General features: G+C 68.0%; 11 protein-coding genes and 1 pseudogene. 8 read left to right on the forward strand and 4 right to left on the reverse strand.

Annotated features, from left to right (window positions below):
• The first annotated feature begins 33 nt into the window (after positions 1–33).
• Positions 34–936, forward strand: coding sequence for a LysR family transcriptional regulator (locus U5760_RS17305; RefSeq protein WP_322013464.1), 903 nt, complete (start codon positions 34–36; stop codon positions 934–936).
• A gap of 31 nt (positions 937–967) precedes the next feature.
• On the opposite strand, the gene nfsB is transcribed toward U5760_RS17305, so the two are convergent.
• Complete coding sequence (gene nfsB, locus U5760_RS17310) at positions 968–1,624, reverse strand: oxygen-insensitive NAD(P)H nitroreductase (protein ID WP_322013465.1); 657 nt, start codon at positions 1,622–1,624, stop codon at positions 968–970.
• A 279-nt stretch (positions 1,625–1,903) separates the two neighbouring features.
• On the opposite strand from nfsB, the gene U5760_RS17315 reads away from it, so the two are divergent.
• Positions 1,904–2,626, forward strand: coding sequence for a dienelactone hydrolase family protein (locus U5760_RS17315; protein WP_322013466.1), 723 nt, complete (start codon positions 1,904–1,906; stop codon positions 2,624–2,626).
• A gap of 39 nt (positions 2,627–2,665) precedes the next feature.
• Here U5760_RS17315 and U5760_RS17320 read toward each other — a convergent pair whose 3' ends face one another.
• Positions 2,666–3,577 (reverse strand): LysR family transcriptional regulator, encoded by a 912-nt coding sequence (locus U5760_RS17320; protein WP_322013467.1) that lies wholly within the window; start codon positions 3,575–3,577, stop codon positions 2,666–2,668.
• A 105-nt stretch (positions 3,578–3,682) separates the two neighbouring features.
• Between U5760_RS17320 and mdlC the strand changes: the two genes are divergently transcribed.
• From mdlC to U5760_RS17350, 6 genes are all read left to right on the forward strand, one after another.
• Positions 3,683–5,344 (forward strand): benzoylformate decarboxylase, encoded by a 1,662-nt coding sequence (gene mdlC / locus U5760_RS17325; protein WP_322013468.1) that lies wholly within the window; start codon positions 3,683–3,685, stop codon positions 5,342–5,344.
• 45 nt (positions 5,345–5,389) lie between these two features.
• Positions 5,390–6,841 (forward strand): aldehyde dehydrogenase, encoded by a 1,452-nt coding sequence (locus U5760_RS17330; RefSeq protein ID WP_322013469.1) that lies wholly within the window; start codon positions 5,390–5,392, stop codon positions 6,839–6,841.
• A 10-nt stretch (positions 6,842–6,851) separates the two neighbouring features.
• Positions 6,852–7,781, forward strand: a complete 930-nt coding sequence (locus U5760_RS17335; RefSeq protein WP_322013470.1) for a 2-dehydropantoate 2-reductase — start codon at positions 6,852–6,854, stop codon at positions 7,779–7,781.
• 136 nt (positions 7,782–7,917) lie between these two features.
• Positions 7,918–9,321: an MFS transporter gene (locus U5760_RS17340; protein ID WP_322013472.1), complete on the forward strand. Its 1,404-nt coding sequence runs from the start codon at positions 7,918–7,920 to the stop codon at positions 9,319–9,321.
• 205 nt (positions 9,322–9,526) lie between these two features.
• Complete coding sequence (locus tag U5760_RS17345; protein ID WP_322013473.1) at positions 9,527–10,663, forward strand: porin; 1,137 nt, start codon at positions 9,527–9,529, stop codon at positions 10,661–10,663.
• A gap of 75 nt (positions 10,664–10,738) precedes the next feature.
• Positions 10,739–10,870, forward strand: a complete 132-nt coding sequence (locus U5760_RS17350; protein ID WP_322013616.1) for a hypothetical protein — start codon at positions 10,739–10,741, stop codon at positions 10,868–10,870.
• 60 nt (positions 10,871–10,930) lie between these two features.
• Here U5760_RS17350 and U5760_RS17355 read toward each other — a convergent pair.
• A pseudogene (locus U5760_RS17355) lies at positions 10,931–11,191 on the reverse strand (hypothetical protein); the annotation flags it as partial.
• A 139-nt stretch (positions 11,192–11,330) separates the two neighbouring features.
• Complete coding sequence (locus U5760_RS17360; protein WP_322013474.1) at positions 11,331–12,515, reverse strand: M20 aminoacylase family protein; 1,185 nt, start codon at positions 12,513–12,515, stop codon at positions 11,331–11,333.
• Between the last annotated feature and the right edge of the window lie 26 nt (positions 12,516–12,541).

Genomic DNA, 12,541 nt, shown 5'->3' on the forward strand with positions numbered 1-12,541 from the left:
TCAGCTTCTGTCAAAAAATCTGAAAGGTCGGCAATGAGCTTCAGTTCGGACAACGTGGCCGTGTTCCTCGCCGTGCTCGATCACGGCTCGTTTTCGGCGGCCGCCCGGGCGCTCGGCAAAGTGCCTTCCGCCGTGAGCATGGCGATCGCCAACCTCGAAGCCGCGCTCGACCTCGCGCTGTTCGACCGCACGGGCCGCGAACCCGTGCCTACCGCCGCCGCGCACGCACTGGAGCCGCGCGCGCGACAGATCGCGCTGCAACTGCGACAGCTCGACGTGCATGCGCTCGCCCTCCATGCCGGACTGGAAAAAACGCTCGCCATTGCGATCGCGCCGGAGCTGCTGGCCGCGCCCTGGAGCGCGCCGCTGCAAACGCTCGCACTGGAGTTTCCGGCGCTGGAAGTCGACATCGTCTCGGCGCCGCAAGCGCACGCCATGCGCATGCTCCACGAGGGCGCCGTGCAGCTCGCCCTCGTGTTCGAGCGTCCGGGGCTCGACGCGCGGGAAGGCTTTCAGGAAGTGAGCAGCGAACTGCTGGTGGCGGTGGTCTCGCCCGATCACGCGCTCTATCAGCCGGAGCAAAGCTGCGTGAGCCACGAGGACCTCATTGCCGGCCGGCAGATTGCCGTGGCGAGCCATGCGGACAGCCGGCTCAACAATCGCACGCTCGTCTCGCGCACCACGTGGCGCACGGACAGCCACCTCGCCACGCTCGGCCTCGTGCAGGCCGGGCTCGGCTGGGCTTATCTGCCGCGGGCGCTGGTGCAGCCGCTCGTGGCAACCGGCGCGCTCGTGGAAATCGTGCTGGAAAACATGAGCAACGAGATTCGCCTGTGGGCCGATGTGGTCTGGTCCACGGAGCGGCCGCTCGGACTCGCCGCGCGGCGTTACGTCGAACTGATGCGCGAGGCGCGCAAGGCGGCGCCCGATAGCTGACGCCACCTAGCAGCGAGCTGCGTTTAATGCCTTACGCGAGTTCCGTAAACACCGCAGCAGCCGGCAGACGCGACTTCGGCAGCTTCGCGTTGAAGTCCTCGCCGCTGCGATAGCCGAGGCTTACCACCACGAGCGACGTGAGGCCTTTCTCGCGCAAACCGAGTTCGGCGTCGAGCACCGCCGCATCGAAGCCTTCCATCGGGCAGGCGTCGATCTCGAGCGTGGCAGCGCCGATCAACAGCGTGCCGAGCGCCAGATAGGCCTGCTTTTCCATCCACTCCGGCAAATCGCGGCGCTCGTCGCGGTGCAGGTTCACATAGAACGCGCGCGTGTTCTGCTGACCCGTCTTCGCTTCAGGGCTCGCAAAGCGGCCGTCCGCTTCTTCCTGGGCGAGCACGGCGTTCAGGTGCGCCTCGTCCATATCGGTGCGTGCGCACAGCACCATCACGTGCGAAGCGCGCAGCACCTTCGGTTCGTTATAAGCATAGCCGGGCTGCATGGCCTTCGCCACGCGCGCCCGCGCCGCATCGCTCGAAGCGACCACGAAATGCCACGGCTGCGAGTTGACCGACGAGGGGCTGAAACGCACCAGCTCTTTCAGTTCGTCGATGACCGGGTCGGGAATCTTGCGGGCAGGATCGAAGGCCTTGGTCGAGTGACGGCCCTTTGCAAAGCGGGTGAGATTCAAACAGGTTCTCCTGAACGTTTCCGGGGGTTCGGGCGCCGCCGGTCCGGCGGCGAGCGCGACATCCTACCAGCACCCGCCGGCGCGCGTGCGCGGCATCGTCGTGCACCTGATCGGGGAGCAGCGCCGCGAACGAACGCGACCAGGCACGCACAAGCGCAAAAAACGGAAAACCCGCAGTGAGGCCCACGGCGCCCTGGGGCGTGACACGGCAAAGCCGCGGCGCAGACGCTATGCTAGCGGTTTCGCCCCTGGCGCCCCGCCCTTTAGAGGAATGTCAACATGAAACAGCCCACCGGTTCCACGATCACCTTCACGCGCCCCGACGGCAAAACACTGCAAGGCTATCTCGCCCGCCCCGAGAAAGCCGAAGGCGCACCGGCCATCGTCGTCATCCAGGAATGGTGGGGCGTGAACGACCAGATCCGCGGCGTGGCCGACCGCCTCGCACAGTCGGGCTACATCGCGCTCGTCCCCGATCTCTATCGCGGCAAGAGCACGGTCGAAGAGGAAGAAGCGAGCCACCTCATGAACGCGCTCGACTTCGCGGACGCCGCCTCGCAGGACGTGCGCGGCGCCGTCGACTACCTGAAGACGCTGACCGACCGTGTCGGCGTGACGGGCTACTGCATGGGCGGCGCGCTGGCGCTGCTGGCCGCGAGCCAGATTTCGGGCCTCGACGGCGTGGTGGTGTGGTACGGCTTCCCCCCGCTGGAATACATCGACGCCTCGAAGATCACCGCACCCGTGCTGGGCCACTGGGCCACGCAAGACCACTTCTTCAAGGCCGAGATCGTCGATGCGCTCGAAGCGAAGCTGCTCGAAGCGAAGGTCGATGTAACCTTCCACCGCTATCTCGCACATCACGCGTTCGCCAACGAAACGGCCGTGGGACCGGGCCGCATCGCCGCCACGCAATACGATCCGGTCTGGGCGCAACTGGCCTGGGACCGCACGCTCACGTTCTGGGGCCAGACGCTGCGGCCGCATCGCGCCGCGCGCTGATCGTATCGGCTCGACGGGAAGGCGCTGGAGGCGCGACCGCTACTGCGCCTCCAGCGCCGTCAACTGCCGCAGTTGCTCGAGCAGCTTCACCGCCGGGCTCGGCAGGATGCCGTGCCGGCGCCGGAAGGCGGTCAGCGTGCGCCGCCCTTCCACCCCCGGCAGCGGCAGCGTATCGAACACGCCCGCCTTGCTCTCCGTCGCGTACATCGGCAAGGCCATCCAGCTCAGAAACCCCGAGCGCCCCACCAGGCTCTTCAATACCGTGATCGAGCGCGTTTCGACCACCACGTTCGGCAGGCCCAGCCCTTGCGCGGCGAACGCCTGCTGCATGTGAGCGTACGGGGCCGTGCCGCGCGGCGGGATGGCCCATTGCTCGTCGAGCGTATCGGCCAGCGTGAGGCCGCGTTTCCTGCGCAACGGATGATCGAGCGCCGCCACGACATAGCTCAGGTCCTCCCAGCGGCAGTCGCCTATCGCGACGATCTCGTCCGTATCGGGCACGGCCATGCTGAGCGCGAGGTCGATGTCCCGGCGCACCAGCGCGTCGGCCAGCCGGTCCCACACCCCTTCGATAATTTCCACGCGCAGCTTCGGCCACTTCTGCAACACGCCGCTCACGGCGAGCGGCAGCACGTGGCTCGCAATGCTGCCCACCGCGCCGCAACGGATCGTGCCGCGTGCGAGGCCGCGCATCGCGTCGATCTCCTCGCGAGCCTGCTCGGCCTCGCGTTGCAGGAGGATGGCGTGCGGCAGGAGCGCCTCGCCCACGGGCGTAAGCTGCATGCCGCGCGAGTGGCGCTCGAAGAGCGGCGCGCCCACCTGATCTTCGAGCCGGCGGATCGCCCGGCTGAGCGCGGGCTGCGTGACGTGCAGCGTTTCGGCCGCGCGCCCGAGGCTGCCGGTCGAAACGATGGTGGCGAAGGCGTGCAGTTGCTGGAGATTGAAAGTCATGCCCAAAGGTAATGCCTTTGGCGCAAACAGGCAATTTCGGATTATCCCGGGCCTCGCGATAATGCCCCATCGATATCACGCGCTCAGGTAACAGGAGAGAGATCAATGGCAGTCAGCGCGCCTCAACCGCATCCCACGAATCAATCGACTCAACCGCATCAATCGACCCAACCGAACGCCGCCGCGCCGCACCTGAGCGTGCGCGACGCCGTGATCGACTTCGCCCGCCGCGTCGGCATGACCTCGATCTTCGCGAATCCCGGCTCGACCGAGCTGCCGATGTTCCGCGACTTCCCCGCCGATTTCCGCTACGTGCTCGGCCTGCAGGAAGCCGTGGTGGTCGGCATGGCCGACGGCTACGCCCAGGCGAGCGGCCGCGCCACGCTGGTGAACCTGCATTCGGCGGCCGGCGTGGGCAACGCCATGGGCAACATCTTCACGGCGTTTCGCAACCGCACGCCGCTCGTCATCACGGCCGGTCAGCAGGCCCGCTCGATCCTGCCGTTCGACCCGTTCCTCGCCGCCACCCAGGCCGCCGATCTGCCGAAACCCTATGTGAAATGGAGCATCGAGCCCGCCCGCGCGCAGGACGTGCCGCTCGCCATCGCGCGCGCCTGGGCCATCGCCATGCAGGAGCCGCGCGGTCCGGTGTTCGTCTCGATTCCCGTGGACGACTGGGACCAGCCCGCCGAACGCGTGCCCGAGCGCACGCTCGCCCATGTCACGCGGCCCGATCCGCAGACGCTCGCGCAGATCGGCGCGCGGCTCGACGCATGCGAGCGGCCCGCCTTCGTGGTGGGCGGCGCGGTGGATCGCGCGGGGGCGGTGGAGGACGTGGTGCGCCTCGCCGAACGCCACCGCGCGCAGGTCTACGTCGCACCGATGACGGGACGCTGCAGCTTTCCGGAAACGCACCGCCTTTTCGCAGGCTTTCTGCCGGCCATGCGCGAGCGCATCGTCGAGATCCTGGACGGCCACGATCTGGTGTTCGCGCTCGGCGCGCCCGCATTCACCTATCACGTCGAAGGCCAGGGCCCGCACGTGCCGCCCGGCGCCGAGCTGTGCCAGTTGATCGACGATCCGGGCACGGCCGCCTGGACGCCGCAAGGCGTGGCCGCCGTCGGCAACGTGCGCCTGGGTGTGCTCGATCTGCTCGATCGCCCCGCTCCGCGCGAGCGCCCGCTGCCCGCGCCGCGCGAGGTGCCGCCGCGCGCGCTGCCGCCCGCGGCGGGCGAGCGCATGTCGGTGGCGTACGCCTTGCAAACGCTCGGCGAAGTGCGCAGCGCCGGCGACATCGTGGTCGAAGAAGCCCCGAGTGCGCGCCCGGTCATGCAAACCTACCTGCCGATCGAACGTGCAGGCGGCTTTCTCACCATGGACAGCGGCGGCCTCGGCTACAGCATGCCGGCAGCGGTCGGCGTGGCGCTCGCGAAACCCGGCGAACGCGTGATCGCGCTGATCGGCGACGGCTCCAGCATGTATTCGATCCAGGCCATCTGGAGCGCGGTGCAGCAGCGCCTGCCCATTACCTTCGTCATCCTGAACAATACGCGCTACGCCGCCCTGCAGGATTTTGCGCCGGTGTTCGGTTTCGGCCCCGGCGACCCGGTGCAGGGTACCGACCTGCCCGGCCTCGACTTCGTCATGCTCGCTGCCGGCATGGGCTGCAGCGGCGTGCGCGTGAGCGCGGCCGGCGAACTGGACGATGCGCTCAGGAACGCGCTGGCGGCGAGCGGCCCTGCGCTCGTCGAAGTGCTTGTGGCGTAAGCACCCTCCCCTTTTAGCGTTGAGAGACTACCGAGGAGACAAACGATGAAAGACGTATCGATGCTGATCGACGGCGAGCGGGTGCCGGCACGTGACGGCGCGACCTTCGAGCGCCGCAATCCGCTCGACGGCACCGTGGCTTCGCGAGCGCCGGCCGCCGGCGTCGAGGACGCGCGTGCCGCGGTGGACGCCGCCGCGCGCGCCTTCCCGGCGTGGTCGGCGCTCGGGCCGGGCGAGCGCCGCGCGCGACTCACCCAGGCCGCCCAGGCGCTCGAAGCCAAAGCCGATGCCTTCGCCGCCGCCATGGCGGCAGAGACCGGCGCCTCGGCGCTGTGGGCGGGCTTCAACGTGCATCTCGCGGCCGAAGGGCTGCGCGAAGCGGCCGCCATGACCACGCAGATCGGCGGCGAACTGATCCCCTCCGACGTGCCCGGCAGTCTCGCCATGGGCGTGCGCCAGCCGGCCGGCGTGGTGCTCGGCATCGCGCCGTGGAACGCGCCGGTGATCCTCGCGGTACGCGCGATCGCCCTGCCGCTCGCCTGCGGCAACACGGTCGTGCTGAAGGGATCGGAAATCTGCCCGGCCACGCACGGCCTCATCGTCGAGGCGATGCAGGAAGCGGGGCTGCCGCGCGGCACCGTGAACTTCGTGACGAATGCGCCTGCGGACGCAGCACGCATCGTCGAGTCGATGATCGCGCACCCCAAGGTGCGGCGCGTGAACTTCACCGGCTCGACGCGCGTGGGCCGCCTGATCGCAGAACAGTGCGCGCGCCACCTGAAGCCCGCCGTGCTCGAACTGGGCGGCAAGGCGCCCTTCGTCGTGCTCGACGACGCCGACCTCGATGCCGCCGTCGACGCTGCCGTCTTCGGCGCGTTCGCAAATTCCGGGCAGATCTGCATGTCCACCGAACGCATCATCGTGGACGAGCAGATTGCCGACGCCTTCGTCGAGAAACTCGCTGCACGCGCCCGCGCCCTGCCGCTAGGCGACCCGCGCAAGGAGCCGGTCGTACTCGGCTCGGTGGTCGACATGAGCACGGTCGAGCGCTGCAACGCGCTGATCGACGACGCGCTCGCCCAGGGCGCCACGCTCCTGTGCGGCGGCAAGGCCGAAACCACGCTCATGCCGGCCACGCTGCTCGACCACGTGACGCCCGCCATGCGCCTCTATCACGACGAGTCGTTCGGCCCCGTGAAGCCCATCGTGCGCGTGCGCGGCGAGGAAGCCGCCATTGCCTGCGCGAACGACAATCCGTACGGACTTTCCTCGGCCGTCTTCAGCCGCGACAGCGCGCGAGCCCTGAACGTCGCGCGGCGGATCGAATCCGGCATCTGCCACATCAACGGGCCGACCGTGCACGACGAAGCGCAGATGCCCTTCGGCGGCGTCAAGGACAGCGGCTTCGGCCATTTCGGCGGCAAGGCCGGCATCGCCGAATTCACCGAACTGCGCTGGATCACGCTGCAAACCGCGCCGCGTCACTATCCGTTCTAGGGAACGCACCATGCAGACCAGGCAGATCGCCATACTGGGCGCGGGCGCGATGGGCTCGCTCTTCGGCGGACGGCTCGCCGAAGCGGGCCATGCCGTGACCCTGCTCGATATCGACGACGCGCATCTTGCGGCGATCCGCGAACACGGCTTGCGGCTCTCGACCGACGCGGGCGAGCGCGTGGTGCGCAATCTCAGGGCGCGGCGCCCCGAGTCCGCCCGCGAGCCCGCCGACCTGCTGATCGTCTTTACCAAGACGCTGCACACGACAGCAGCACTCGAAGCGGCGCGCGGAGCACTCGGCCCGCAAACCGCGCTGCTCTCGCTGCAGAACGGACTCGGCAATGCCGAACGGCTCGTCCGCTTCGCGGCGCCCGGGCACGTGCTGGTGGGCGTGACCACCTGGCCCGCGGACAAAGCGGAGCCGGGCCGCGTGAGTTCGCACGGCAGCGGCACGATCCGCCTGAGAGGCGCCGACGGCTCGCACACACCAGCGCTTGCACACACCGTGGAAGCCCTGAACGCGGCCGGCCTCGCGTGCACGGCCGACCCCGACGTGTGGGCGGCCATTTGGGAAAAAGCCGCGTTCAACGCCGCGCTCAACGGTCTGTGCGCGGTGACGCAATGTACCGTAGGAGAACTGACGAATACGCCCGATGGCGAAGCGCTCGCCCTGAAGATTGCCGGCGAGACGGTGGCCGTGGCGCGTGCGCTCGGCGTCGACGCAAACGCAGCGCATGTCGCGGCGAACGTGCGCCATGCGCTCGCGCATCACCGCGCGCATCGCCCTTCGATGCTGCAGGACGTGCTCGCGGGCCGGCGTACCGAAATCGAAGCGATCAACGGCGCCGTGGTGGAAGCTGCGCGAAAGACCGGACTTTCCGTACCCTATACGGAAAGCCTGCTGCATCTCGTACGGCTCGTGGACGCACGCCCGCGTTAGCCGCACACCGCGCGCGCCATGCCGAAACGACATGGCTTTTGCGCGAAACGGAATTTCAGTTTGCGCGACCGACCGCCCATACTGACCCGACGATTAAAAATGCATGCGCGCCAACAGCGCATCAAGGAGACAAGCGATGAGTCACTTCCCCGCGGCAGGTGCGGCACCGCTCGATGAGGCGGCCATTCACCCTGTAGCATACGGCGGCCAGGCCGTCGATATCGGCCATGCACTCGACGAAGGCCCGTATGCCCTGCTGCAACGCGTTGCAGTGGTGCTTGCGGCGCTCTCCATCGTCGTCGATGGCTTCGACAGCCAGCTCATCGGCTTCGCGATTCCAGTGCTGATCAAGGAGTGGGGCATCACGCGCAATGCGTTTGCGCCCGTGGTGGCGGCCGGATTGATCGGCATGGGCATCGGCAGCGCTTTCGCCGGGGTCTTTGCCGACCGCTTCGGGCGCCGCCCGGCCGTGATCGGCAGCGTGCTCGTGTTCGGTGCCGCGACCTGCGCCATCTCGCTCGCACCGAATGTGGGCACCATTGCCGCTCTGCGCTTTCTCGCGGGCCTCGGCATCGGCGGGGCGCTGCCCACGTCCACGACCCTCACGGCAGAATTCACGCCGGCCCGCCTTCGCACCTTCGCCGTTACGGCGACCATCGTGTGCGTGCCGCTGGGCGGCATGCTCGCGGGCCTCTTCGCGGGCCAGGTGCTGCCGGCGTATGGCTGGCGCGGACTCTTTTTCGCAGGCGGAATACTGCCGCTGCTGCTCGGCGTCGCATTGTTCGCAGCGCTACCCGAATCGCCGCGCTTTCTCGCACGGCGCGAAACGCGCTGGCCGGATCTCGTACGCCTGCTCGCCCGCATGGGGCGCAACGTGCCCGCCGATGCCGCCTTCACCGACCTGCGCGAGCAAAGCGCCGAAAAGCACCAGGGCTTCGCCGCACTCTTTCGCGACGGCCGCGCGCGCGACACGGTGGCGATCTGGGGCGCGTTCTTCATGTGCCTGCTCGCCGTCTATGCCGCGTTCAGCTGGCTGCCGGCCATGCTCACGAGCGAGGGGCTTTCCGTTTCGCTCGCGGGCTACGGACTCAGCGCCTATAACCTGGGCGGCGTGATCGGCGCCCTGCTCTGCGCGCTGGCGATCGCGCGCTGCGGCTCGCGCTGGCCGCTGCTGCTGTGCTGCGCGGGCGGTGCGATCAGCGCATGGATGATGCTCGGCCTCGGCGTGAAGCAGCACACGGGGCTGCTCATTCTCGGCCTCGGGCTGCACGGCCTCTTCGTCAACGCGGTGCAATCGACCATGTATGCGCTGTGCGCCTATGTCTACCCCACCAGCGTGCGCGCCACCGGCACGGCCTCGGCCCTCGCATTCGGCCGGATTGGCGCGATTCTCAGCGCTTTCGCGGGCGCACTCGTGATTACCGCAGCCGGTGCCTCCGGCTATCTGCTGATGCTGGGTGCGGCCATGGCGATCGTGCTGGTTGCGCTTGCCGTGGTCGGACGGCATATTCCGGCCCGCATGAACGGCTACCGCCGCTGACCGCGTAGTTCTGCCAGGGGAAGGGCCGAGCAAGCCCTTCCTCTTGTTCCAGCAAGCTTGCCAGATCTTCGCTCTGGGATCCGACTACGTCTCAATCTAAGTACTGCTACATAAATTTGACAACCCGGCTGCGCAACGCGGCTTGACAACACAACCGGACGATGCCGCCGCATCGTAACCGGCACAACAGGAGCACACGGAGATCATGAAACTTCGGATCGCGGCAGGGCTGGCGCTCGCCGGCATGAACGCCACGGCATGGGCACAAAGCAGCGTCACGCTGTACGGCATCGTCGATACCGGCATCGAGTATGTCTCGCACGCCGACGCCGCCGGTAACGGCGTGGTGCGCATGCCCGGCATCACGGGAGAGATGCCCTCGCGCTGGGGCGTACGCGGCAACGAAGACCTGGGCGGCGGGCTCTCGACCATTTTCGCCCTCGAAAGCGGCTTCAATATGCGCGGCGGCACGCTGAACCAGGGCGGCCGCCTGTTCGGGCGCCAAGCGTGGGTGGGCCTCGCCAGCTCCTACGGCAGCCTCACGTTCGGCCGCCAGTACACGATGACCTACTGGGCCATCGCCGACTCCGACCTGCTCGGCCCCGACATCTACGGCGGCACGGCCTCGTTCGACCAGTATCTACCGAGTGCGCGCAGCGACAATACGATCGTGTACAAGGGCAGCTATGCAGGCTTCACGTTCGGCGCGACGTGGTCGTTCGGCCGGGATTCGGCCGGCACCGGCAACTCGCCAGGCCAGGGCACGTGCGTGGGTCCGGTGCCGGGGAGTTCGGAAACGTGCCGCGAGTGGTCGGCCATGCTGCGCTACGACCACTCGGGCTTCGGCGTGGCCGCGGCCTACGACGAGCAGCACGGCGGCCCCGGCGCACAGGCCAACCTCTACGACGGCACGCCGAGCTTCGCACTCGCGAACCCGGGCGACACCGACGTGCGCATGCAGTTGAACGGCTACGGACACGTCGGCGCACTGCGCTTCGGCGGCGGCTGGCTCGGCCGGCGCGTCGACACGGTCGCGCCCGCCACGCCGAACGTGCACTCCGACCAGTTCTACGTCACCGCTTCGTATCCGGTCACGCCCGCCTTCTTCGTCGACGGCGGCGTGTATCACATCGTCAACGCCCACGACGATGCGCGCGGAACGATCGCCACCTTGCGCACGACTTATCAGCTCTCCAAACAATCAGCGGTTTATCTGCAAGGCGCGTATCTGTGGAACAGCGCGAAGGCGGCTTATACGGTCAGCCAGGGCGGCGGGGGGACGACTCCAGCCCCGGGCATGGGACAGGTCGGCGTCATGGCGGGAGTGAGACACAGCTTCTGAGGCGCGCGGGCCCGGTGCGGCGCGATCGCACCGGCCTGGTCGAGCGCCTTCCCGCCCGTCTCCTCGAAGAGCGAAATGGCGACGAGGGAAACGACCACGCAGCCGAGCATGTACCACGCGGGCGCCATCGGACATCCGGTCGCGCGGATCAGCCAGCCCGCGACGAGCTGCGCCGTTCCGCCGAACAGCGAGACCGAAACCGCCTAGGCGCTGGCCATGAATCCGGCGCGGATCGCCTTGGGAAAGCTTTCGGGCATCAACGCATAGGCCGGCGCGATCCGCGTAGCGGCCGATCACGATCCCGTCGAGCGGGCGCATCACGAACCCCACGGCGAATACGGCGAACGACAGCAGCGTCGAAGTGACCGGATCGTGCGCGGGAAAGAACAGCTTGCCGATGGTCAGCGCGAAATAGCTATAGACGGTGAAGTCGAAGAATTCGAGCAGATTCCCGATAACGGCGGCGACGACGATCTTCCTCGACGAAACCTGCCGCCGGTCGTTCGTGGCCGGGGTCGCGGCCGGGATTCCGACACCGCCTGCCGGCGGGCCGGCCGTGTGCGCCTTGGCTTCGTATTGCTGCAATCGGAGGGTGGGCGTGGGGATTCATCCTGCGTTCCTGGGTGCGAATGCAGCGTAGGCGGGCGGGTTTGCCGGATCGGCAGCGTCAGGCGCCGTGATCGAGATACCGCTCGACGAGGCGCGTCCAGAAGGCGGCGCCGACGGTCAGGTTTTCGTCGGCGAAGTCGTAGTGGGCGTTGTGCAGCATCGGGGCCTGGGCGCCGTTGCCGATGCGCAGGAAGCATCCGGGGCGCTGCTGAAGGAAGTAGGCGAAGTCCTCGCTGCCCGCAATCGCCGGGAACGGTGCAATCACGCGCTCTTCGCCCACCAGATCGACAGCCACCCGGCGCGCGAACTCCGTTTCGGCATCGCTGTTCACGAGCACTGGATAGCCACGCACATAATCGATCTCCGCGTGGCCGCCGTAGGCCGCGACGTGTCCCTCGGCCAGCGCGCGAATGCGCGCTTCGAGCGTGCTGCGAACCTCGTCGTTGAACGAGCGCACGCTCAGCTTCAGCGTCGCGCGCTCGGGAATCACGTTCGCCACATCGCCCGCATGAATCGCGCCGACCGTCACGACGGCCGTTTGCGTGGGGTCGATATTGCGCGCGACGATCGTCTGCAACGCCATGACGAGGCTGCTGGCCATGACCACGGGGTCGGCGCTCAGATGCGGGCGGGCCGCATGGCCGCCCTTGCCCGTGATCGTGATGTTGACGGTATCGCAGGCCGCCATGAAGGGACCGGGGCGGAACATGAAAGTGCCCGTCGGCACGCCCGGGTGGTTGTGGAGTCCAAACACGGCGTCGCACGGAAAGCGTTCGAAGAGGCCGTCGGCAATCATGCGTTCCGCGCCGCTGTCCGAGCCGGCTTCCTCCGCCGGCTGGAAGATCAGATGCACGGTGCCGTCGAAGCGCCGGGTGCGGGCAAGCTGCTTCGCGGCGCCGAGCAGGACGGTCGTATGGCCGTCGTGGCCGCACGCGTGCATTTTGCCGTCGCGCACGCTGGCGTGCGGCAGGCCCGTGAGCTCGTGGATCGGCAAGGCGTCCATATCGGCGCGCACACCGATCGAGCGCGTGCCGCTGCCGGCCTTCAAGGTGCCCACCACGCCGTGGCCGCCCACCCCGCGCGTTACCTGGTAGCCCCAGGTTTCGAGCTTTTCGGCCACCAGCGCCGCCGTTTCCGCCTCCTCATAGGAGAGTTCCGGATGGCGGTGAATGTGGCGGCGAATGGTCTTCAGCTCGTCGGCGAAGTCCTCGATGTCGGCGTGAGTTGCACTGTGGTCGGTCATGGCAGGATGTCTCCCCAGGTTGTATC

This window comes from Paraburkholderia sp. J12 (assembly GCF_905220215.1).
Classification (GTDB): domain Bacteria; phylum Pseudomonadota; class Gammaproteobacteria; order Burkholderiales; family Burkholderiaceae; genus Paraburkholderia.